The following is a 23,747-nucleotide window of genomic DNA, read 5'->3' as shown; positions in this document are numbered from 1 at the left end:
ATTCTTTGTTGATAAGTCTAAAAAATCCTTTAAATACAAGGATTGGGTAATGTTGATAAAAAAATCACCTCAAACGCGAGGTGATTTTTTCAATTTTAAATTATTGTCTGTTTTTGAGAAGAACCCAACCTTTGTATTGTGTTGGTGTACTGTTCTTGTCATTTTCATTCCAGGTAATTGTGTACCAATAAGTTCCTGTATTTAGTTTTTTACCTCCGGATGTACCGTTCCATTTGTAATTTCTTACTTTGTCTGCTTCGTAAACTTTGTTTCCGTATCTGTTATAAACGGTGAATACTAAGTTCTTTTTATAAGCTAAATCAGAATAATCTATTTCATCGTTTACGTTATCTCCATTCGGTGTAATTACATTTACAAGATTGGGTACTGTAAGCTGTATTTGAATAGGCGTACAATCGTAGCTGTCTCTTAAAAATATTTTGTTTTCTCCTCTTGGAAGATTAGAAAATACATTTGAGCTCTGCCAAGTAATTCCATCTATAGAATATTCGTAAGGAGCAGTTCCTCCAGATGGATATACTGTAATAGTATTATTGTTAATATCCACACTTGCAATTACTGGCTGTGGAGCAGGATGAACAGTTACTCGTTGGAATGTAAAGCAATTACCGGTCTGTAGTTTTACCCAATAAGATCCTACTGCAACACCTTGAATAGTTTGTGTAGTTGCTCCCGTACTCCATTCGTAACTAGAGAAACCAGGACCTGCATCTAAAGTAGTTCTGTCTTCAATACAGATTGTTTTGTCTTTCAGAACGGTAGATTTTACTGGTGCAGTTACTTTCAGAGTAATTTTAGTTATCTCATAGCAGTCATTCGGGCTGATAACTCTCACATAAACTTCTCCTGCGGTAGAAATATAATTTGTAGCGTCGGTAATCGCATTTATGTCGGCAAGTGCATCTGCTTTAGTTCTGTAAAACTTTTTAGTAGTTCCATTCGCAGTTGTTACAGCGGCTTGGGTAAGATCAAACTGAGCGGTAAGAATTGCATTTTCAATAAAACAAGATTCTAATGTTGCGGGTGTTACAGGAATAGAAGGATAATATTCTAAATCTATTTCTGCGTTTCCTGTACATCCATCGGTTGTAGTTACTTTTACAAATATTTTTTTAGGTGCAGTAGATTGATAGGATAAAGGTGTAGTGATTTCATTAGTACCTGCAGTTAAATCAGCTAATGAAGGAAAATATTTTTTAACCGCAGCAGGATCAGCATATACAGATCCCGATGAAAGATCGAAAACTGCACTACCCGCGTTGTTATTGTTACATGCTTTTATGGTTGCGTTAGAGGTTACTATAGGACCTAAAACAAATTTTATAGTACCAGTCTGTGTACAGTCATTTAACGGATTGGTAGGGTTGGAAGGATCAAGATAATGAATAGCATAATAATAAGTATCCGTAGTATTTACACTTATTGCAGTGGTAATAGGATTGGCATTAGTTAATGCATCATTAGATGATGTATGATAGGTTACCGAAAAATTTGGATTTCCATTGATGATTCCCGTAGAAAGAGTGGAAAAATTAAAAAGCGATGGGTTTGTACATATTGATAAGATTCCGTTATGGGCGGGTCCTGGTGGAAGAAAAGGGTTAGGTGTTAAAGAAGGGTTAGTGAATGGGGAAGTTAAAGTTGCTGTTCCACCCCAAGTTAAAGCAAAACCGTACGGGTTACTCGGGATATAATTGTCAATCAGTAAATAATAGGTTTCTCCAGCTAAAACCGGAAGAGGAAGTCCCCATTGAGCACCTGTATTTGTAGAGCTTAATCCTGTAGGACCACTAAGTCCACTGTAATTACATCTTATTGCATTTCCAAAATCCCACGTAGAGCAATCTATATTAGGTCCATAAACTGCAAAATCATAGTCATAATGATTTACGTTAGGAACCGTATTAGGGGTTATGGTGAATTCGATCGTACCACTTGTTGCAGCGGTAAAAACGTACCAAACAGAGTAGTTTTCTAGTCCCAAGCAGCTTCCAGCAGTTTGTTCTATAACATTTCCATTACTGTTTGGATTATAACTAATTCCGGAATTTCCACAGACAGGTATTGCTGAAATACAGTCTGACTGTGCATAAAATATCTGCGATATTATAACCACAAAAAAGAGTAGTATTTTTTTCATATTATAAATATTTGTAACAAATTTAGCTAAAAATTTATTTTAAAATAGATTATTTATAGTTAAATATAAATAAAGCCGCATGTAGCGGCTTTATTTAAAAGTTTTTCAACTTGTTTATTCTCTGTTCTTTACCATTAGCCAACCTGAAAATTTAATTGGCGTTTTAGTTTTGTTATTTTCATTCCATGTAACAGAATACCAGTAATTACCTGTAGGAACACGGGTGCTTCCATTGGTTGTACCGTTCCACTTGTAACCATTGGTCTTATCTGCCTGGAAGACTTTAGCACCGTATCTGTCGAAAATACTAAGAACTAAATTTTCTTTTCCGGCTAATGCAGAATAATCAATTACATCGTTTACGCCATCTCCGTTAGGAGTTATAACATTCACAAGATTAGGAACAACTACACTCACTTGGATTGGTTCGCAGTCATAAGAGTCTTTAACATATACTGTATGATCACCTCTTGTAATATCTTTAAATACATTAGATTCTTGCCAGTTTACATTGTCGATAGAGTATTGATAAGCAGGGCTTCCTCCTATTACATTCACGGTAATATTGTTGGTTGAGATATCAACATTAGAAATTACAGGCTGTTCGGAAGCATATACCTTTACAATTTGTTTAGCAGTACAGTCTCCTGTTTTCAGTTTTACCCAATAAGTACCTACGCTAACGTTAGTAATTGTTTGAGTAGTTGCTCCCGTGCTCCATACATAACCACTGAAACCTGGTCCTGCATCCAAAGTGGTCTTGTCTTCAAAGCAAATAACTTTGTCTTGAAGTACGGTTGAGTACGTAGGTGGGATTACAATAAGATTAACTTTTGCAACTGTATAACATCCGTTTCCATCACTTACTCTAATATACACAACTCCTGTAGGAGCAATATAATTGGTTGGGTTATTAATTTCATTGGTTGCGTTCACTGCATCAGTCATCGAAGGGAAATATCTTTTTGTAGTTCCCGATGGGTTGCTAATTAAAGCAGTCGTTAAATTAAAAGAACCGGTAGATGGATTTCCTTCGATAAAACAAGTTCTCAATGTAGCCTCAGTTACGGTAATGACAGGGTAGAATTTTAATTTTATTTCTGCCACATCCTTACATCCAAAAGGCGAAGTTACCAAAACAAAAACAGATCCTCCTGCAGATGTGTATTGATAAGGGTTTGTAATCTCATTGATATTATTATTAAGATCATACATTGAAGCATAATACTTTCTGGTATATGTAGGATCTCCGAAAATATTCGCAGTTGTGAGGTTGAAAACTCCTACTCCTGTGTTGTTATTGCTACATTCGGTGAGAGTAGCATCTGTTGCTACAAAACTTCCATTTTTAAATTTAAAAGTACCCGTCTGTTTACACTTATTAATAGGGCTATTTGGGTTAGTGGGATCAGTGTACATAATGCTGTAATAATATGTATCACTTGTATTTACAGAAATTGGTGTTGTTATGGGAGCGTTTCCAGTAAGAACATCATTACTGTTCAGATAATAACTTACAGAGAAGTTAACATTTCCGTTGATAATTCCTGCATTCAATGTACTAAAATCAAAAGTTGCAGGATTAGAACAAATAACAACTTCGTTGGGAAGAGCCGGGTTTGCATTAGGCTGACCAGGAGCAATAAATGGGTTGTTGGCTAGAGAAGGATCGTTAAATGGTGATGCTAACGTTGCAGTACCACCCCATGATAAAGAGAATCCGTTGGCACTTTTAGAATAATTGTCTACAATTAAATAGTATACTTCTCCTGGTAAAACATTCATAAAGCCACTCCATTGTCCGTTTACAGTAGGGTGTATGGTAGCAAGATTTAAACCGGTAGGACCGTCTGCTCCAGAATAGTTACAACGTAATGGTGCACCCAAGCTGCCACATTGTTTGTTGGGACCATATACTGCGAAATCATAATCATCTGGGAAATAATTAGGATTAATCGTGAATGTTAATGTCCCCGCTGTAGCAATTGTAAAGGTGTACCATACAGAATAATGCTCATTAGTGCTCAGACATCCTCCCAAAATCTCACGAATATCTCCCGGACCAGATGGTGTGTAGGATATACCTGAATTTCCGCAAACAGTAAACGCTGTAGGACAGTCGGACTGTGCAGAAAAAAATTGAGATATAATTAGTAAAAAAATGAGTAAAGTTTTTTTCATTTTAAAAAAATTTTTGATACAAATATAAAAAAAATAATAACTTAATGATGTAATTTTTAGTATATATATAACGTTAACGCTGCAATACCTTTAATATTGCATTTTGCGTAATTTTGAATTAAAGACTCCAACGCTTGCGGCTATCATTACTGTTAATGTACCACCGACAACTACCGATTTTACAACGCCGAGAAGTTTGGCAGCCAAACCACTTTCAAATTGTCCCATTTCATTACTCGACATAATGAAGATAGAATTTGCACTCAAAACTCTGCCTCGAATATGATCTGGTGTTTTCAACTGAACAATTGTTCCACGGATGACCACCGAAATCCCATCCAGCATTCCGCTGAGAACCAAAAACATGAATGAAAGCCAATAATATTCAGATAATCCAAAACCTATTATGCATAACCCGAACCCTGCAACCACAGCTAATAATACTTTCCCCTGATTTTTTCGTAATGGTACAATTGAAAGGGTAGTAATGATAATCATAGAGCCGATATCCGATGCTGCATTCAATAATCCTAAGCCATTTGCTCCGGATTTTAAAATATCGGTTGCGAAAACAGGAATCATAGCAACAGCTCCTCCAAAAAGTACAGCAAACATATCCAGACAGAGAGCTCCCAAGATTTCTTTTGTTTTGAAAATATAAGAAACACCTTCTTTAATACTTTCCATAACCTTTACTTCGCCTTTTTTATGGCTTGAGAACTGAGGTTTAAGTTTCCAGAAGAAAAATGATGCCAGAATAATTAATCCTATAATAACGGTTAAAGTCCATTTAATTCCATAAAATTCAATTAAAAAACCACCCGCAGCATGTCCGCATACAGAAGAAATTAAAAATGTTGCCTGATTTAAAGTTATGGCATTAGGAAGATTAATTTTTTGCACGATTTGAGGAATCATAGAAGGAACAATCGGGCCGATAAATGCTCTCGCTATTCCTGTAAAAAATATTACAGTATAAATAAAATAGGTAATTTGATGTCCCGAAAAATGAAGTTCAACATTCAGAAATGCAGGAATTAGCAAAAGACCAATAAGAAATACATACGCATAATTGCAGATGAGAAGAAGTTTCTTTTTCTCATTCATGTCAATTACGTGGCCGGCATATAATGCACAACTTACGGCGGGTATTACCTCAGAAAGTCCGATTAATCCGATAGAAAATGGGTCTTTGGTAAGTTGGTACACCCACCATCCCAATAAAGTTGCCAACATTCTAAATGCCATCACAATAACGAATCTTCCGGTAAGAAGATTTCTGAACTCAACATTTTGCAATGTTTTTAGCGGTAAAGAAGGAATCATGCTTACAAAAATAGCCTTAAATTTTCATTCAAGGCTATTGATTTTTTTAATTTCAAAATTTTTTTAAAAAACCGGGATGGTAATTTTTTTAAAATGTGGAATTTTAATCTGCTTTAGATGAGCTAATTACAATGGCTGCAGCTGCGGCGGCTCCAATTATTACCGCACCCGTTGTAACTCTTGCTTTAGATCTGTCTTTTACCGAAGCAATATTAGATTTAGGGATTACCACTTGTGTGCTGTCTTTTTTTCCTTTCGTTCCGATAATATTATCACCTGCAACATTTCGGAATAAAATCGTTTGCTTTTTAGATCCGTCTCTTGGAGTTACCGTGTAGATTTTCCCCGCTTCGAGATTAGAGTAATTATTCTGAGCAATATCTTCGCTATACTTTGTAGTAGCACATGAGGAAATTACGAATAAAGACGTTAATAAAGACGATTTTAAAAGTACAGATGCTTTCATTATATTATTTTAGTTTTTCAAATTTATAATTTTTTTTGAATATATCTTTTTGTATTGAAGAAAATATGGCTAAAATTTGTAAATTTCCAATAAATCTGCAATTTTTCTGTCATTTGCAAGTCTAGGTATTTTGTTCTGACCTCCCAGTTTACCTTCAGATTTTGCATATTCCTGAAAAGCATTTTTTTTGAGTTTCGAAATATGGAGTTTTTGAAGAATATTTCCCGAAATCAAATCATCATAATACGTATTTCTTTTTCTCAGTTGATTATCGAGCTCTGTTCTAAACGAATCTATATTTTCTGGTTCTTTTTCGAATTCTATAAACCATTCATGATAAGGGAGTCCTTCTTCAGGATTTACTTGCGGAGCCAGATGAAATTCTGTAATCTGTGCAGGATATTTTTCTAAAGCTGCTTTCATGGCTTCTTCAACCTCGTAAGCAATAACGTGTTCACCAAATGCAGACGTAAAATGTTTGGTTCTTCCGCTCACCAAAATTCGGTGCGGATTTTTATCTATAAATCTTACCACATCGCCAATAGAATATGCCCAAAGACCAGAATTGGTGGTTAAAATAAGGGCGTAATCTTTATTGAGTTCTACATCTTTTAAAGTTAGCCTTTTGGCGTTGGGTTTTCCGTACTCTTCTAAAGGGATAAATTCATAAAAAATTCCATGATTTGTTAAAAGCAATAAGCCTTCCTTCGTATAATCGTCCTGAAATGCAAAAAAACCTTCAGAAGCAGGAAATGTCTGGATGATATCTACGCTTCCGCCCAAAAGTTCTTCCATTTTGTCGCGGTAAGGTTCGTAATTTACGCCTCCGGTTACAATAAGTTGAAGATTGGGGAAAATCTGCTTAATTTTTTTTCCGTTCTTTTCAATTAATTTTTCAAAATACATAATCAGCCAAGGTGGAATTCCGGAAATGAGCGTCATGTTTTCTTTTTCGGTTTCCTCAACTATTTTTTCCACTTTAGTTTCCCAGTCATCAATCATGTTGGTTTCCCAGCTTGGCAAACGGTTTTTCTGAAGGTAATTAGGGATATGATGGGCTACAATTCCTGAAAGTCTTCCGGTTTTGATGCCGTAAACCTCTTCAAGTTCCGGACTACCCTGCAAGAAAATCATTTTTCCGTTTACAGAATCGGCATTGCCTTTTTTTGCGATATAATGAAACAATGCACTTTGTGCACCGGCAATCTGATAAGGCATTCCTTCTTTCGAAATTGGGATGTATTTTGCTCCAGAAGTAGTTCCCGAAGTTTTGGCAAAATATTCCGGAGTTTCGGTCCACAATATATTGCGTTGCCCTTTTTTTACCTTTTCTATATATGGTTTTAAATCTTCGTAGTCTGAAACCGGAACACGATTCTGAAAATCCTCAACAGATTTTATTTCCTCAAATTGATGTGTTCTTCCAAACAATGTTTTTTCAGCATGTTTTATAAGCGACAATAAAAGTTGCTCTTGGTTTTTTTCAGCATTATTTTTAAATTCTTCTGCTTTTCTGACGCTTTTTTTCGCCCAGAGAAGTGCTGCCTGTTTCTTGATGAAATTTAACATGCTTCAAATGTATAAATAAGTATAGACATGAATTGAAATTTTCTTTCGATATATAATTTCTGTTTTTGCTGACAGATTTACCGTTTTCTCAACTTAATATTTTACAAGTATTCTTTAATCTGTAAAAGGTGTTGTATTGTCTTAAGATTTTCCGAAGATTTGTTTTCCTTTAAAACATCAAAAAAAATAACGTCTATTCCGAAGTTTTGGGCTCCTGTTATGTCGGCAATCCAATCGTCACCAATTAAAATACTTTCGTTTTTAGAAGCATTTGCCAATGAAAATGAATATTCGAAAATTTCAGGATTAGGTTTTCTTACCCCAACAGAATCTGCACTGGTAATGGTTTGGAAATAATGATCTATTCCAGAAAGTATGCATTTCCTTTCCGTTACTTCCTGAAATCCGTTTGAAATAATATGAAGTTTGTAATTTTTATTCTTTAAATATTCCAAAATGTATTCTGCTCCTTCTACGAGATGATTGTGATTGAGGATTTTATCTAAAAAATGTTCCTCAAAATACATGGATAATTGGAGGTTGTCTACTCCGAAACGATTAAATGTGTCATAAAAACGGTGTTTTCTGAGATATTCCTTGTCAATTTCTCCATCACGAATCTGTTCCCAAAGCCTTTCGTTAATATCGTGATAAGCAGAATGGAACTCCTCAAAATCAATATTGAATTTTAGGGAAATTTCTTCTTTTTCGAAAAGATCTTTAATGGTTAAATAGGCGTTTTTGCGATGATCCCAAAGGGTGTTGTCAAGGTCAAAAAAAATGTGCTGAATTTTCATACAGCACAAATTTAAATATTTTTAGTTTTTTGTAAAGTGATAATTTTTGTTTTTCACTTTTACAACTTCCAGATTTTTGGAGAAGCTCAGGAGAAAATCTACAGTTTGCTTTTTGGGTTTCAAATTTTTCAATTTTAAAGAATCGTTATTTTTCATAGGCGAAAATTGTATTTTCTTTAAAACGAAAATTGTACCAAATTATTATCTTGTAAGAATAATATTATTTTCCTCCATAATTTTTCGAAGATTGATAAGAGCATATCTCACTCTTCCTAAAGTGGTATTAATGCTCATGTCGGTATGTTCTGCAATTTCTTTGAAGCTTAAGCCATCATAATATCTCAGCTTTATTACTTCCTGCTGGTTTTGAGGAAGAAAATGAAGCATTTTTAAAAGATCTTCATGAATTTGAGTGGTTACCAATTGATCTTCAATGTTTTCTGATGGTTCCCGAATAAGATCGAAAATAGAAAACTCTTCATTATTAAAAGTAGTTTCGGACACTTTTGTGTTTTTAGATTTTGCACGGAAATAATCGATGATTAAATTTTGCGCAATTCTTTTTGCCCAAAGGATAAATTTTCCTTCTTCATTATATCGTCCTTCCTTCAGCATAACGATAATTTTCATGAACGTATCCTGAAAGATATCATTGGCAAGATCCTGATCGTTTATTTTATAGAAAATAAATGTGAAAAGCTCTCTTTGGTGTCGGTGTATAAGAGAGGATAATGCTTCTTCGGTTCCTTTTTGGTACAAGGATATCAGTTGGCTGTCTGTTGGTTTCATAACTCTTCTCAAAAATTTATTACAGTACAAACTCTTTCCTGATTTTTATATCAAGTTCATTAGAGAATTTGTCTTAAGACGGATTTTAGAGTAGAGTATATTCTATAAGCATCAAATTATGCTGTAAATATAATAAAATTTTAATAAGTATTAAACAAATATTAAATTTTCTAAAAAAATTAATAAAAAAAGTTAATTAAACATGTCATGTAAGAATGTGGTAGGAATATTTAATGTGAAATTAATATTCAGTCCTTTCATTTGTTTTCCATTTAAACCTTTGTCACCAATTGGAAATGCATAGCCTCCTGTAAGATCGAGAAGTCCGAAAAGCGTAACGCCAATTTTTGGAGCCACATATTTATTGGTACCTTCAACACCTGCCAAAAAATAGTATGAATGATTAAAATCTACATTTTTTTCAAAATTGAGTAATACATCCGCCTGTACTTTTGGCATAATTGCAAAATCTGAATTTGCAGATCCCATTAATGCAGATGCTCCAAGTCTGTATATTACATCATCATTTTTTAGAAAAAGCAATTTTCCGCCAATCTCACCAAAGCTCTGATTTTGATAAACGTATCCCACATTTATCATTTTGTGAACAGTATATTGTGCTTTCGCTGTTAAACCTGTCAAAATTAACAGTAGTAATAATGGAAACTGTTTCATATAATGGTGTTTACTGTATTAAATTTGGATGTAAAAATAAAAAAAACTGCTTTAGCATTTAGATGATAAAGCAGTTTCTGTACCGAAAATTTCGATTAAATTCCGAAAGAAGATTTAATTTCTTCTACTTTGTCTAATTTCTCCCAAGTGAAGAATTCCAGACCTTCCAGAGTTAATTCGTTTTTCTGTCCTTTATTGAAAGTTTTATCAGCAACATAATGTTCTCTACCCATGTGGCCGTAAGAAGCTGTTTCCTGATAAATAGGATTTCTCAATTTTAAATTTTGTTCGATAGCATAAGGTCTCAAATCGAAAATAGTAGATACTTTTTTAGCGATTTCACCATCATGCATATCCACTTTAGCGGTTCCGAAAGTATTAATATACAATCCACAAGGTTCTGCAACACCAATTGCATAAGAAACCTGTACCAAAACTTCATCGGCAACACCCGCAGCAACCAAATTTTTAGCAATGTGACGTGTTGCGTACGCTGCACTTCTGTCTACTTTAGACGGATCTTTTCCTGAGAATGCTCCTCCTCCGTGAGCACCTTTTCCACCATACGTGTCTACGATAATTTTTCTTCCTGTAAGACCGGTATCTCCGTGAGGTCCGCCGATTACAAATTTACCTGTAGGGTTAATGTGGTATTTAATTTGGTCGTTAAATAAAGCTTTAATCTCTTCAGATTGTTGTGCAACAACTCTTGGTATTAAAATATTTTTAATATCCTCTCTAATTTTGTTCAGCATTTCTTCTTCAGACCCAAAATCGTCATGTTGTGTAGAAACAACAATAGAATCTATTCTAATGGGTTTGTGATCGTCAGAATACTCAATGGTTACCTGAGATTTCGCATCTGGACGAAGATAAGTAATATCTGAATTTTCTCTACGGATTGCAGAAAGTTCTTTAAGAATGGTGTGAGCCAAGTCTAGAGCTAAAGGCATGTAATTAGCTGTTTCGTTGGTTGCATAACCAAACATCATTCCTTGGTCTCCTGCTCCCTGTGCGTTAGCTTTTGCTTCGAAAGATTCATCGTTTACAGTTCTGTCTACCCCTTGGTTAATGTCTGGAGATTGCTCATGAATAGCAGAAATAACTCCACAAGAGTCTCCGTTAAACATATATTCTCCTTTTGTGTAACCGATTCCGTTGATGACATCTCTGGCAATCGTTTGTACGTCAAGATATGCATCAGATTTTACTTCACCCGCCAAAACAACCTGTCCTGTAGTAACTAATGTTTCACAAGCAACTTTGGAGTTTTTGTCGTATGCTAAAAAATGATCAATTAATGCGTCGGAAATCTGATCGGCAATTTTATCAGGATGCCCTTCTGAAACAGATTCAGATGTAAATAAATAAGACATATTATTCTTTGTATTTTATTGAAAATGTGAAGAAAAAAGTGAATAACTGCCCGTAAATAGCTAAAAGGATTACTGTTTTAGCATTTTTTTAGAGAGGTTGCAATCAGGTCAAATTTTTCCTCGTTAATAAACGTCTGCAAATTTAGGGACTATTTTCTAATACTCAAAATTTTAAGAGTTTATTATTTAAATTAATTCAAAATTGATGATGAAAATCATTTCAGCTACTGTGGTTTGATGCTTACAAATTCTTTCGGATTTTTGTTGAAATTCAATTTGGAATCTACAGAAGATTTAATGAAAGCTCCCAATTCATCAATGATTTTTTGCTTAAAAGTAGGTTTGTAATAGATAATACTTATTTCTCTATAAGGAAAAGGTTTCTTGAATCTGAAAACCTTCGTTTTCTGCTCTTCTGAAAGTTGGTTAAGAGCCAGTTCCGGTAAAATGCTTATTCCTCCCACTTTATCAACCATGTGTACCAAAGTCTGAATATTCGATGCTAAGAAATCAAGGTTTTTTGGTTTTAGAGTATTTTCTTTTAAATGACAGATGTTTTCAAACTGATTTCGTAAGCAGTTTCCTTCCTCTAAAAGCCATACTTTTTCCATATTGAGCTCATCCGGAACAATAAAAGTGTTTTTTTTGTTCGCTTCGGTATCCGAGCTGTAAATCATCAGTTCTTCGTTGAAAAGAAAATCCTGATAAAACTCATTGGCATTATCATAAGGCGTAGAAATAATTCCTGCATCTAATTCACCGCTTTTAAGTGCTTTTATGATGTTGTCTGTCGTCATTTCCTTTACATTCATCTGAATTTTGGGATTATTCTGAAGAAAATGGAAAATTTCTGTTGGTAGAATAAAGGAAGAAACTGTAGGAATAATACCCAAATTTATGGTTCCTCCTAAAATATTATTTAGAAGATTGGCTTTATTTTTCAGTTCGTTTACAGATTCTATAATAACCTTAGCCTGGTCTATTATTTGCACTCCAACATCCGTCGTTCTGATAGGGTGGGTGGTTCTGTCGAAAACTTTAACATCCAGTTCATCTTCAAACTTTTGTATCATTGCGCTCAAGGTGGGCTGAGTGATGAAGCAAGCCTGAGCTGCTTTTCCGAAATGTTTGTACTTATCTACAGCGATAAGATATTCCAATTGCTGAATGTTCATTTGATTAATATTATCTATTACAAAGATATAATGTTTTTGGTAAAATCAATCAAAAATTCATCTAAATTTGAACAATAATTATAGAAACAAAACCCTATTATACTTATGGATAATAAAAAACTTACGAGCAGTAGTGGTGCTCCATATTATGAGCATCAGGATTCACAAACCGTTGGAGCAAGAGGACCTGTTTTGCTGCAGGATTTTATTTTGCAGGAAAATCTGGCTCACTTTGTGAGAGAGAGAATTCCTGAAAGAATAGTTCACGCTAAAGGAACCGGAGCGTATGGTACTTTTACTGTTACGCACGATATTTCACAATATACCAAGGCGAAGCTTTTTTCTAAAGTTGGCAATTCGTGCCGTATGTTTGCACGTTTCTCTACTGTGGGTGGAGAAAAAGGAAGTGCAGATACAGCTAGAGATCCTAGAGGTTTTGCTTTAAAATTCTACACAGAAGACGGAAACTGGGATCTCGTGGGTAATAATACACCAGTTTTCTTTATTAAAGATGCTAAGAAATTTCCAGACTTTATACATACTCAGAAGCGGGTTCCGAAAACCAATCTTAAAAGTGCTACTATGATGTGGGATTTCTGGAGCCTGAATCCTGAATCTCTCCATCAGGTTCTTATTTTAATGTCTGATAGAGGAACGCCTCATGGGTACAGACACATGCATGGTTTCGGATCTCATACTTTCTCCATGATAAATGATAAGAATGAAAGAGTTTGGGTGAAGTTTCATTTTAAAACCAAGCAGGGAATTAAAAATTTCACAGATTCTGAAGCATTGAAAATGGCAGGAGAAAATCCAGATTTTGCACAGGAAGATATGTGTAATGCAATAGAAAATGGAGATTTTCCAAAATGGACAATGTATATACAGGTAATGACCGAGGAGCAGGCTAAAGAATTCAGATGGAATCCTTTTGATATTACCAAAGTGTGGTTTCAGAGCGATTTTCCTTTAATTGAGGTAGGAGAAATGGAACTGAACGAAGTTCCTGTTAACTATTTTGCACATGTAGAGCAGTCTACTTTCTCTCCAAGTAATTTAATCAACGGGATTAGTTTTTCGCCGGATAAAATGCTTCAGGGAAGATTATTTTCTTATCCAGATGCTCACCGTTACAGAGTGGGAGTCAACGCTCATCAATTAGAAGTAAATAGATGTCCGTTTCAGGTAAATAATTATCAAAGAGATGGTTTTATGGCAGATTCCAGTCATTATCAGGATAAACCGAATTATCATCCAAACAGTTTTGATGAGGTTAAACCGGATCCGGCTTACAAAAATTTTGAGTATGAATTAGATAGTAATCAGGTTGCTAATTTCAACAGAAATGAAAATGATGATGATCATTATACTCAACCCGGATTGCTTTACACAAAGGCAATGAACCAAGAAGACAGAGAAAATCTAATTCATAATATTATTGGAAGTATGAGTGGGATAGATGGTCCTAAGAAAGATGAAATCATCAACCGACAACTGTGTCACTTCTTTAGAGCCAATATTGAACTGGGAATGAAAGTGGCTTCAGGATTAAGTGTCAACATAGATTCAAATATGATGAATCATTCAAAATAAATACATTATTAATGCAGATAAAAAAAGGAAAAAATATTTTTTCCTTTTTTTTATTATTTTTTTTTAATTTGCAGGATATAACAGATTAAAAAAATTATGGCATACGAAAATATTCTTATCAGCAACGAAGAAAAAACAGCTGTAATTACCATCAATAGACCTCACAGTCTTAATGCGCTTAATGCTTTAACTATAAGTGAAATAAGCTCAGCTCTTGATGAGTTACAGAATGATGCTGAAACGAGAGTCATTATTATAACAGGTAGTGGAGAAAAATCTTTTGTTGCCGGAGCAGATATTAAAGAATTTAGCGATTTTAATCAGGAAAAAGCAGAAGAATTGGCAAGAACCGGTCAGAATAACCTTTTTAATAAAATTGAGAATCTGAATAAGCCCGTTATTGCTGCCGTAAACGGATTTGCTCTAGGCGGTGGTCTGGAACTGGCAATGTCCTGTCATATAAGATATGCTTCAGATAATGCTAAATTAGGTTTGCCAGAAGTTACTTTAGGACTTATTCCTGGATATGGTGGAACACAAAGATTGCCTAAACTTGTTGGAAAAGGTATTGCCAATGAAATGATTTTTTCTGCAAAAATGATTTCTGCACAAAAAGCAAAAGAAATAGGTTTGGTAAATGAGGTTTTTCCTATTGAAGAACTTCTTGCAAAAACCAAAGAATTGGCTTCAACGATAGCAAGAAATTCGCCTATGGCAGTTTCTAAAGCCATTAAAGCAACCAATTTGTCTGATACAGAAAGAGGCTTCGAAACAGAAATTGTTTCTTTCGGGGAGCTTTTTGATATGGACGACAAAAAAGAGGGCGTTTCTGCTTTCCTGGAGAAAAGAAAGCCTAATTTTTAGTAAATTATAAATTATTTCGAAAAAATAAATGCTGATGTATAGTAAGTTTGATAAAGCTTATCTAAAAATGGCTCAGGAATGGGCAAAACTTTCCTACTGTAAAAGAAAACAGGTAGGTGCATTAATCGTAAAGGATAGGATGATTATTTCTGATGGGTATAACGGAACACCATCGGGATCCGAAAACTGCTGCGAAGATGAAAATGGGAAAACCCATTGGTATGTGCTTCATGCTGAAGCAAATGCGATACTGAAACTTGCCGGTTCTACACAGTCGGCAGTGGGAGCTACTCTGTATTTAACATTGTCTCCGTGTAAAGAATGTAGCAAACTGATTCTACAGTCGGGAATATCGAAAGTAGTTTACATTAATGCTTATTCGGATAATGAAGGCATAGATTTTTTAAAAAACCATCAAATCGAAATAATACAGGTATCTGAAAAAGAATTATAAATTTTAAAAACAAAAACACAATGACTTGGGATGAAAAAATAAAAGATTTCGAAATTTTTTTGAGATTCGAGAGAGATTTTTCCGAAAATACGCTAGACGCTTATATTCGGGATATCAGAAAACTCAGAGATTATGCTTTAAATGATCTTGAAGGTGTTTCTCCGCAAACCATTACTTACGATAATATTCAGGAGTATATTTTCCAACTTTCAAAACAAAAATTTAGCGAAAGGTCTCAGGCAAGATGGATTTCTTCTATTAAAGCATTTTTTAAATTTCTTTTGGAGGAAGAAGTAAGAGAAGATAATCCTTCAGCATTACTCGAAGGTCCTAAATTGGGGCTTTACTTACCCGACACTCTAACCCTTGCTGATATCGAAAAGATAATTGTTGCAGTAGACAAAAATACAGATTTGGGTAAGCGTAATCATTGTATTATTGAAGTGCTTTACGGATGTGGTTTACGCGTTTCCGAGCTTATAGATATAAAAATATCCAATATTAATTTCAAAGAAAGTTATATAAAAATTAACGGGAAAGGTAATAAATCTAGGTTTGTTCCCCTTGCTCAGTACACGGCTAAACTTTTGAAGGAATATATTAATGAAGTAAGATCAAAAGTAAAAGTCAATAAAAAACACGAAGATACGCTTTTCCTCAACAGCAGAGGGACTTCTATGTCCAGAGTAATTGTATTTATTATCATTAAAGAAATTACCGATAAAGCAGGCATCAGCAAAAAAATATCACCCCACACTTTCAGGCATTCTTTTGCTACACATTTACTTCAAAATGGAGCAGATTTACGTTTTATTCAGGAAATGTTGGGGCATTCTAGTATTACAACTACCGGAATTTATACTCATTTAAAAACCGAAGAACTTCGTGATGTGATATTGAATTTTCATCCGCGAAATAATAACTTTGTAGAATGAAAGTTTTAAAATATTGCCCAAACTGTGGAAATGAAACCCTATTGTGGGATCAGGAAAAAAAGTGGAGCTGCCCAGAATGTAGCTTCACACTATATAATAATGTTGCAGGAGCAGTTGCTGTTGTCATTCGATATAAAGATGAAATTTATCTTACACGAAGAAATCAAGAGCCAAAAAAAGGAAAGCTGGATTTAGCAGGAGGTTTTGTAGATCCTAAGGAAAGTGCAGAAAATACTTGTAAAAGAGAACTTTTTGAAGAGCTTAAACTGCAGATTGATACTCACAACCTAAAATATCTTACCAGTCTTCCCAATGTTTATCAGTATAAAGAAATTGATTATAATACCATAGATCTTTTCTACGAATATGAAGTTTCCAGTAAATTTGAGGTTAATTTAGAGCTTTCTGAAATTTCAGAAGTAGTTTGGATTCCTTTAAAAGATCTTAAGCTGGATGAAATTGCTTTCGATTCTCAAAAAAACTTTTTTCAAGATTACTTAAAGAATTTTTCCTAATAATTTCCTTCTTTTAAAAGGCTTTTAAAATGGTAATGTGGTCAAAAATAGTTGGTGTTTTTGTCAAAAATAATTCGTAATATTTTGCGGTTGATTGGAAGAGGAAGTGAGCAATGCTGAGGAGCAACTTACCAGCAATACAATCAATGCTGTAAACAATAGTTTAAAGGATGGCAAAAGCCATCCTTTTTTTACAAATTATTGGAACAGCTCTATGGCTGAAAAAACCTTTACGACTTTAGATTTTTATAAAAAAGATACCACTGGATAAACCTTTTTCTCCGACTTTTTGTAAGTCCCCGATGAATATTGAGATTACCTTTCAGATGACCGAAAAAAGACTCTATGGCGTTGGTTGTTTTCGGGATTTTAGGATTTTGCAGGAACGAAAACATATTTGGCAAAGCCTTTCTGATAACCGAAAAACATCTTCTCATCATTTTATGCGTGTACCAGTATCTTCCGGTTTCCTGGCTGTATGATTTTTCATTCAAAAATTCTTTATGCTTTTCAGACCAATCCAAAAATTCTTTAATCCAATACTGCTTTTTAACTTCATTATCAATAAAATGAATTTTACAGACAATTTCACGCAGCTCAAAACCAGCTACAGATTTTGGATAGGCGGAAAGCCATATTTTGCACATCCTCTGAATATGAACCAAACATCTCTGAACAGGAACTTTAGGACAAACTTTCCGGATGGCTTTCAGTAGAGATTTATCACCATCGCAGGTTATCCCACCGATTTTTATTCCCAAATTCAGAATATTTTCCAAATCCTCTTTGAGTTCTTCATAATGCTCTCCGTCAGTAATTCTGTAAAGTTGGGTTTGCTTAAAAACATTGTCTCTGTAAACTATCAGGCATATCTCATTGGAAAAATAAGTACCGTCGATGAGTAAATAAACTTCTTTGTTCTGGCTGTAACTGAGTTTTGGAGCTTTACCAAGCATCACGTTAAAATACCGCTGAAGTGTACTTACGGAATATCCCGATTCTGCTGAAATCTGCTCATAAGTCTGTTTCCCGACTATCCATTTTTTAAACCAAATTTCTTTGTTTTTTAGGCTAACCGATTTATTCCCTAAAGTAAAATAAAGACCACAGTTTTTACATTTAAAACGACGCTTACCATTTTGCTTCCCCCATGAAATTACATCCAGACTTTTACAACTCCAACAACGATTTTTTTTGAATTTTCAGCCATAAAAAAAGTTTATTGAAACAAAGTTCAATAAACTTTCTATAACGTCAGTAATAATCATTGTTACAAACAATTTTACCAACTATTTTTGACTAATAAATCTTTAAAATAATTATTCAGTAACGTTCTTTCAGCATCCGATAGATTGGCTTCTTTATGATAAATAATGTAAGCAGGCATTGGCATGACCTTATTTTCCACTGTTTGAATAGATTTCTCAAGCATTCCTTTTTTTAAATCCTTATTATAAGCATTCCATACAGAAAAGTTAAGGTGCTCTCTTCCTTCGTTTACATGGCTTTTTAAAGACCAGGAAAATGGAGCTATATAAGCATAAGAAGGGTATTTTGTTTCATTAGAATGACAATCGTAACAAGCATTTTTAAGAATTGCAGAAACCTTTTCCGGAGTTTTCTGCACATCAATAAAATTTTCACTCTTTTTTACCGGGAGATTGTCTCTGTTTACAGGGATAAACTGAATTACAATTATACCTATAGCAATCCAGAAAATTATTTTAGCAAATTTTTTCATTATCTGTTTATTTGAAAATCCCGTCCTCTGTTTGTATTTCCCGTACCCATATTTTGGAAAGAACTGTTATTATTCTGTAGCGTATTGTTTTGCAGATTTTTATTGTTTTTATCCTGATTTGGTTTGCTGGTATTGCTGCTGTTGATCAGTTTGCTGGCATCTAAAACTCTGGTGTCTTTCAAATCCCATTCTTCTTTAGATTGCCAAAGCGGTCGTACTATTACCGTTTTATAGTAAACATAAGAATCTTCGGCAAAGATTCCGTGTTCAAAATCTGCTTCGTCCCAGAACTTGTTTTCGTTATTGTCTACAAGAATTCTGGCGATATATTCTGCGGGTTTTACAATGTCGAAAACAACAGTGTTGCCGCTGGTATATTTCTGATAAACAGGTTTCTCGGATGAATCTAACAGCTGTATCCAATATTTCGTTTTCGGCGGATTGGTTAGAATAAATGTAAGTTCACCATAGTTTTCTACTTTATCTGCTTCAAAATCGAATCGTTTAGACTCAGAATTTTTATCATAAAAAGAAGATACTGTTGTTTTTGGAACGGTAAGCTGATATTTTTTTCCTTGAACAAAATCCGAATGAATAAGTAACTGATAAGGATTGGTTTCTGATATTTTTGCCGTAAATGGCTGAACTGTTAAGCTGTCAATTTTTAAAGTCCATTTATCGGTGTTAATTTTGTCGATGATGTAGTTAGAATTTAGTGTAAAATCTGATTTCGGAGCCAAAATTCCACCACCACTGTCTAAAGACATTGCGTTCTTTTTATTATATCGATAAAAAATGGTAGCCGTATCTTTTTTTGATGATATTTCGTAAGCAAACTGCAGTTTTTCATTTGCTGCTTGTCCAACATCAGCTTTCACAGCATCGAACCAGATTTTTACCGTATCAGACTTAGCATTCTGAGTTACTTTTATATCTTTCAGTTTTTCGTTTAGGGAAGAAACTTTTACATTTTCGGGATTTCCTTCAAACAACATTTGTATTCCGCCGGGCATTTCTTTCAGTTCGGGCTTTTTAAAAGGCTTTTTAGAAGGATAAAGTTTAAGATTTAATCCTGAGATAGATTTTTCAACCGTAATAGTATCTTTTCTGAAAGCAATTTTTTCCTTTCCTGGATTGAAGATTGAGTTTTCATTTTCATCATCAAATGCAATGATTTTGTATTTGCCGGGTGCAAGATAATTCAGCTCATAATATCCGTCATCATCTACTTTTGTAATGTAATACGGCTTTTTCTTATAATCTATCGTATCTTTTAGCGGATAAAGACCAACAACCATTTTGTTTTGAGAATTGGTCTGTTTTTTAATTGCCATTGCATCTTTTACTTCACCGCTAATGTAAAGATCATCTAATTTTTCACCTGTTGAAAAAGCGAAATTATAATATCTGAGCGGGTTTCCTTCGCTATTATCTACAATAGCATTTCCGAAGTTGAAATTATATGTGGTATTCGCCTTTAGAGTATCTGTCCACTGGATTACCAAAAATTTATTGGCAATATTAGATGGAAGTATTCTTTTGATATTGGCTATCGTAGGAGAAATATTCAGATTTTTATTGATGTCTTTCAGTGTGATATACTCATTAAAATCGATTCTGAGTTCTCTAATGTCTCTTCTTACATTTACTCTCGTAGTATCTATATTCGAACCAATAACCTGAGGAGCCAGTGTATCTTTAGAACCTCCAATTGGCGAACCTACTCTGGCACAAGACTGTAGAAGCAGCCCAATCAGCAATAAAAGAAGAAATCTTTTCATGAAAATATTTGAGCAAAAATAAACATTATTCTCCAAAAACTTCATTTCCGGTTTTTAAAGTATCCTGATTATCTTTTATAATGCTGTGAAGCTTATCTTTCTGAACCGGAAAGTCTTCAAACAGAGCCGAGAGCGCCAATGCTGAATAAACTTTTCCTGAATATTTGTTGCCGATAGCTACAATAGTAACTTTGGATTTCAGAAGATGGGCAAAAACAGAGTTGGTTCCGTGCCACCAACCGTTATGATAGGTGAGTTTCTCGCCATTGTCGTAGATTTTCATTCTGAATCCAAGCCCGTAATTATTTTGCCCGGCTTTCTCATTGCTGTAAGGCGTAAATACCATATTCATGAGTTCGGGTTTCAGAAAATCCTTAGAAAACATAGCTTTAGAAAAATTGAATAAATCTCTTGGTGTTGTGTACACATTTTTATCACCGTAAATTAAATCAAGACGATCTAAAGGATACATTTTATTTCCGCCAAAATAAAATGACTGAGACGCTGTAGGAATGTCTTTTTCCTGAAAAATATACGTGTTTTTCATTTTAAGCGGAGTGAAAACCATTTCTTTCATTGCTTGTGGGAAAGGTTTCGATGTAATTTTTTCAATAATTAAAGCTAAAAGAGCATAATTGGTATTGCAGTACATAAACCCGGTATCTGTTTCTCTTGCCAAATCGGGTTTGTATTTGATAATCATATTCAGGATATCCTGATTCGTTAAAAAACTTTTTGATAGTTCAGCAGGAGCGGGCTGAATTTTAGTAATAAAATACTCGTATTTCGGAAGACCACTTCTTTGGTCGAGAAGAGTTTGTACGGTTACATTAGGATAAGGAAACTGTGGAAAAAACTGGGTAATATGATCGGAAAGTTTAATTTTTCCTGCTTCTACAAGTTTCATTGTTGCCATTGCAGTAAGCGTTTTAGAAACCGATGCTACATGAAGTGGTGTATTTTTATCAATAGGGTTTTGCTCGTTTTCTCTGGCAAAACCTCTGTAGTTTTCATAAAGAATTTCGTTTCCTTGGGCTACCAAAATACCGCCGCTCAGATTGCCTTGCTCCCAAATTTTTTTATAATACTGATCTATATATCCTGTTAAATAATTTTTATTGGAAATATGAATATTTTCATTTTCAAAAACCTTGTTCAAATCTACATTTCCGTAGTTTGGAAGATTGGTTTTAGGCTCTTCAGAAGCCGATTCTGTTTTGTTTTTTTTACAAGAAATAAATAAAATAAAAATACCTGAGAGTAATAGAGTAGTAAACTTCTTCATGAATTTCAAAAAAATGATTGGCAATTTAATAAAACTCAAAACAAAAGATTTAAAATGGCGGTAAATTAAGATTAATTTAACATAATAGATTTCCGCTTAACTGCCGAACAGATAAGGTTGAATGTTTTTAATATCCACTTATAGAAATTTAAGAAAAAGAATTGCAGATTTTATCTACAATATATTGTGCCAATTTTTCTTTACTTTGATGAGTCCATCCTGCAATATGTGGAGTTACAATTGCTTTTTCGGAGTGCAAAAGGTATTGTAAATCTGCGTTTTCTTTATTTTTTTCTGAAGAAGTATCAAGATTTTCAAATGAAGATTTTTCGTATTCTAAAACATCAAGACAGGCACCTTTTACTTTTCCTGTTTTGAGGGCTTCAACCAAACTTTTAGTTTCAACATTTTTTCCTCTTGCGGTATTAACGAAATAAAAATCATTTTTCATATCGTTAATAAAATGATGATTGATAAGATATTGAGTTTCTTTAGTGAGAGGAATATGAAGACTGAGAACTTCCGCTTTTTCTTTTAACTCTTCTAAACTGACCTGTTGAGCGAATTCATCCGAAAGATCAGGCAAAATATCATGAAAAATCACATTGCAGCCAAAACCGGAAAGTCTTTTTGCTGTGGCTTTTCCCATGTTTCCATAACCAATTAAACCCACTGTTTTTCCTAAAAGTTCATCACCACGATTTTCTTCGCGAAGCCAAATTCCGTTTTTTACTTCATTAGAAGCAATAATTAAACGGTTCATGATGAGTAATAACATTCCCAAAACATGTTCGGCAACAGAATCTCGATTTCCTTCTGGTGAATTGATGAGTTGAATGCCGAGTTTTTGGGCTGTCGGAATGTCGATATTTTCCATTCCTGCACCTACTCTTGCAATAAATTTTAGATTTTTTGCATTTTCTAAAAAATTTTGGTCTAAAGGAATTCTGCTTCGGATGATAATGCCATCGTAATGCTCAATTTTCTTCAGAACTTCTTCGTAACTGGAATAAAAGTCTTCTTCGAGAGAGAAATTTTTAGCCGAAAGCTGTTCGGTAATAAGTGGGTGATTTTTATCTAATAGTAAAATGCGCATATTCTGATCTCAAAAAAGACTTTTATAAAAAGTTAAAAAAATAAATGAACTATTTCGTTCTGTTTTCTTCTATGTATTTTGCCATAGAATCTATTGATGAGAAGATTTCTTTTCCTTTTTTCGGGTCGGCTAATTTTATGCCGTATTCTTTATCCAAAAGGACAATCAGCTCAAGAGCGTCAATAGAATCCAACCCAAGTCCACCTCCGAATAATGGGTCTGTATCTTTGATTTCATCTACTGCAACGTCTTCAAGGTTAAGGACTTCGATGATTTTGTGTTTTAATTCTTCTTTTAAGTTTTCCATAAATAAATTTCATTTATAATGTACCAATGTATAAGTTTAACAATATAACAATGAGTTATTAGCATTATTTAAAAATTGGTAAACCGGTACATTTTTACATTGTTATATTTTTACACAGTTAGCAAATATACAAAAGCTTTGTAACTTTCCTTATACAGTTCTATCCAGCCGCAAAGCACTTTTTCAGCTTTTCCGGATTTTAGAATCTGTTCTGAGTAATTGTTTAAAAATTCTTCATCAAAATCATCCAATACGAAAAACGCATTTTCTGTCTGCATTTTGTGACGGATGCTGATTTCTCCCACGCAAATGTTGGGTAAAGTATAGACGAAAACAGCTGGACTGGGGAAGTAATTTTCCTCAGAATTGATGCTTTCCTGATATTTAAAATCGGTATCCAAACTTGATGATTTGTTGGCAAAAACCAATGCTGTTCTGCTGTGGTCTTCGTTTTTTAAAACCATTTCAGAGGCGAGAAATGCGAGTTTGCTGAGATTATCCATTTTGTGGAATTTTGGATAATTTAATGCTAAACTTTTATAAGCTTCTTTCGCAAAATCTGAGAAATTCTGGGTCTCAGATTCAAAAATAATCTCGTTGTTGAGAATGATTTTTGAGTTTTCTATAAGGCAAATGTCTGTTTTCTTCATGGATGGTTTCG

The 23,747-nt window shown here is 34.2% G+C and carries 23 protein-coding genes; 5 read left to right on the top strand and 18 right to left on the bottom strand.

Annotation, left to right across the window (positions count from 1 at the left end):
• Window positions 1–100: 100 nt before the first annotated feature.
• The 11 genes from MTP08_RS12745 to MTP08_RS12700 all read right to left on the bottom strand — a co-directional run bounded on the left by MTP08_RS12745 (window position 101) and on the right by MTP08_RS12700 (window position 12,515).
• Complete coding sequence (locus MTP08_RS12745; RefSeq protein WP_243576260.1) at window positions 101–2,161, bottom strand: T9SS type B sorting domain-containing protein; 2,061 nt, start codon at window positions 2,159–2,161, stop codon at window positions 101–103.
• A 114-nt stretch (window positions 2,162–2,275) separates the two neighbouring features.
• Window positions 2,276–4,342 carry a T9SS type B sorting domain-containing protein gene (locus MTP08_RS12740; protein ID WP_243576259.1) on the bottom strand — a complete coding sequence of 689 codons (2,067 nt, stop codon included), beginning with the start codon at window positions 4,340–4,342 and terminating at the stop codon, window positions 2,276–2,278.
• Between the two features lie 90 nt (window positions 4,343–4,432).
• The gene (locus MTP08_RS12735) at window positions 4,433–5,668 is read right to left on the bottom strand and encodes an MFS transporter (protein WP_209389884.1); all 1,236 of its coding nucleotides are present in this window, start codon (window positions 5,666–5,668) and stop codon (window positions 4,433–4,435) included.
• Window positions 5,669–5,771: 103 nt separating this feature from the next.
• A complete protein-coding gene (locus MTP08_RS12730; RefSeq protein WP_209389883.1) occupies window positions 5,772–6,134 on the bottom strand; it encodes a hypothetical protein in 363 nt (120 codons plus the stop codon).
• A 69-nt stretch (window positions 6,135–6,203) separates the two neighbouring features.
• Window positions 6,204–7,703, bottom strand: coding sequence for a GH3 auxin-responsive promoter family protein (locus MTP08_RS12725; RefSeq protein WP_243576258.1), 1,500 nt, complete (start codon window positions 7,701–7,703; stop codon window positions 6,204–6,206).
• Window positions 7,704–7,804: 101 nt separating this feature from the next.
• Window positions 7,805–8,500 carry a YjjG family noncanonical pyrimidine nucleotidase gene (locus tag MTP08_RS12720; protein WP_243576257.1) on the bottom strand — a complete coding sequence of 232 codons (696 nt, stop codon included), beginning with the start codon at window positions 8,498–8,500 and terminating at the stop codon, window positions 7,805–7,807.
• A gap of 21 nt (window positions 8,501–8,521) precedes the next feature.
• On the bottom strand, window positions 8,522–8,656 hold the full coding sequence (locus tag MTP08_RS14730) for a hypothetical protein (protein WP_262897330.1): 135 nt from the start codon (window positions 8,654–8,656) through the stop codon (window positions 8,522–8,524).
• 45 nt (window positions 8,657–8,701) lie between these two features.
• Entirely contained in the window at window positions 8,702–9,289 is a 588-nt protein-coding gene (locus tag MTP08_RS12715; RefSeq protein WP_243576256.1) for an RNA polymerase sigma factor, read from the bottom strand.
• 192 nt (window positions 9,290–9,481) lie between these two features.
• Complete coding sequence (locus tag MTP08_RS12710; RefSeq protein WP_243576255.1) at window positions 9,482–9,964, bottom strand: hypothetical protein; 483 nt, start codon at window positions 9,962–9,964, stop codon at window positions 9,482–9,484.
• Between the two features lie 95 nt (window positions 9,965–10,059).
• Entirely contained in the window at window positions 10,060–11,340 is a 1,281-nt protein-coding gene (gene metK, locus MTP08_RS12705) for a methionine adenosyltransferase (RefSeq protein WP_209389878.1), read from the bottom strand.
• Window positions 11,341–11,564: 224 nt separating this feature from the next.
• On the bottom strand, window positions 11,565–12,515 hold the full coding sequence (locus MTP08_RS12700; RefSeq protein WP_243576254.1) for a LysR substrate-binding domain-containing protein: 951 nt from the start codon (window positions 12,513–12,515) through the stop codon (window positions 11,565–11,567).
• Between the two features lie 105 nt (window positions 12,516–12,620).
• On the opposite strand from MTP08_RS12700, the gene MTP08_RS12695 reads away from it, so the two are divergent.
• From MTP08_RS12695 to MTP08_RS12675, 5 genes are all read left to right on the top strand, one after another.
• Window positions 12,621–14,108 (top strand): catalase, encoded by a 1,488-nt coding sequence (locus MTP08_RS12695; protein WP_243576253.1) that lies wholly within the window; start codon window positions 12,621–12,623, stop codon window positions 14,106–14,108.
• Window positions 14,109–14,204: 96 nt separating this feature from the next.
• Entirely contained in the window at window positions 14,205–14,972 is a 768-nt protein-coding gene (locus MTP08_RS12690) for an enoyl-CoA hydratase-related protein (RefSeq protein WP_243576252.1), read from the top strand.
• 28 nt (window positions 14,973–15,000) lie between these two features.
• The gene (locus tag MTP08_RS12685) at window positions 15,001–15,426 is read left to right on the top strand and encodes a deoxycytidylate deaminase (RefSeq protein ID WP_243576251.1); all 426 of its coding nucleotides are present in this window, start codon (window positions 15,001–15,003) and stop codon (window positions 15,424–15,426) included.
• A gap of 20 nt (window positions 15,427–15,446) precedes the next feature.
• Window positions 15,447–16,361, top strand: coding sequence for a site-specific tyrosine recombinase XerD (xerD, locus tag MTP08_RS12680; protein ID WP_209389873.1), 915 nt, complete (start codon window positions 15,447–15,449; stop codon window positions 16,359–16,361).
• Window positions 16,358–16,876 carry an NUDIX hydrolase gene (locus MTP08_RS12675; protein WP_243576250.1) on the top strand — a complete coding sequence of 173 codons (519 nt, stop codon included), beginning with the start codon at window positions 16,358–16,360 and terminating at the stop codon, window positions 16,874–16,876. The genes xerD and MTP08_RS12675 overlap by 4 nt, the downstream gene beginning before the upstream one ends.
• A 230-nt stretch (window positions 16,877–17,106) precedes the next feature.
• Here the strand turns inward: MTP08_RS12675 and MTP08_RS12670 are convergent, their stop codons facing one another.
• The 7 genes from MTP08_RS12670 to MTP08_RS12640 all read right to left on the bottom strand — a co-directional run bounded on the left by MTP08_RS12670 (window position 17,107) and on the right by MTP08_RS12640 (window position 23,736).
• Entirely contained in the window at window positions 17,107–18,033 is a 927-nt protein-coding gene (locus MTP08_RS12670; RefSeq protein WP_449508588.1) for an IS256 family transposase, variant Zn-binding type, read from the bottom strand.
• Window positions 18,034–18,158: 125 nt separating this feature from the next.
• The gene (locus MTP08_RS12665; RefSeq protein WP_243576249.1) at window positions 18,159–18,617 is read right to left on the bottom strand and encodes a heme-binding domain-containing protein; all 459 of its coding nucleotides are present in this window, start codon (window positions 18,615–18,617) and stop codon (window positions 18,159–18,161) included.
• The gene (locus tag MTP08_RS12660; RefSeq protein WP_243576248.1) at window positions 18,617–20,398 is read right to left on the bottom strand and encodes an Ig-like domain-containing protein; all 1,782 of its coding nucleotides are present in this window, start codon (window positions 20,396–20,398) and stop codon (window positions 18,617–18,619) included. Before MTP08_RS12660 ends, MTP08_RS12665 begins: the two co-directional genes overlap by 1 nt.
• A gap of 25 nt (window positions 20,399–20,423) precedes the next feature.
• Window positions 20,424–21,683 (bottom strand): serine hydrolase domain-containing protein, encoded by a 1,260-nt coding sequence (locus MTP08_RS12655; protein WP_243576247.1) that lies wholly within the window; start codon window positions 21,681–21,683, stop codon window positions 20,424–20,426.
• A 148-nt stretch (window positions 21,684–21,831) separates the two neighbouring features.
• Window positions 21,832–22,779 carry a 2-hydroxyacid dehydrogenase gene (locus MTP08_RS12650; RefSeq protein WP_243576246.1) on the bottom strand — a complete coding sequence of 316 codons (948 nt, stop codon included), beginning with the start codon at window positions 22,777–22,779 and terminating at the stop codon, window positions 21,832–21,834.
• Window positions 22,780–22,828: 49 nt separating this feature from the next.
• The gene (locus tag MTP08_RS12645) at window positions 22,829–23,086 is read right to left on the bottom strand and encodes a phosphopantetheine-binding protein (RefSeq protein WP_243576245.1); all 258 of its coding nucleotides are present in this window, start codon (window positions 23,084–23,086) and stop codon (window positions 22,829–22,831) included.
• 110 nt (window positions 23,087–23,196) lie between these two features.
• Complete coding sequence (locus tag MTP08_RS12640; RefSeq protein WP_243576244.1) at window positions 23,197–23,736, bottom strand: 3-oxoacyl-ACP synthase; 540 nt, start codon at window positions 23,734–23,736, stop codon at window positions 23,197–23,199.
• Window positions 23,737–23,747 lie beyond the last annotated feature (11 nt).

It is taken from the genome of Chryseobacterium oryzae, from assembly GCF_022811665.1.
GTDB classification, from domain to species: Bacteria; Bacteroidota; Bacteroidia; order Flavobacteriales; family Weeksellaceae; genus Chryseobacterium; species Chryseobacterium oryzae.
The sequence above is the reverse complement of the archived record's forward strand: the minus strand, read 5'-3'. Positions and strand labels throughout refer to the sequence as shown.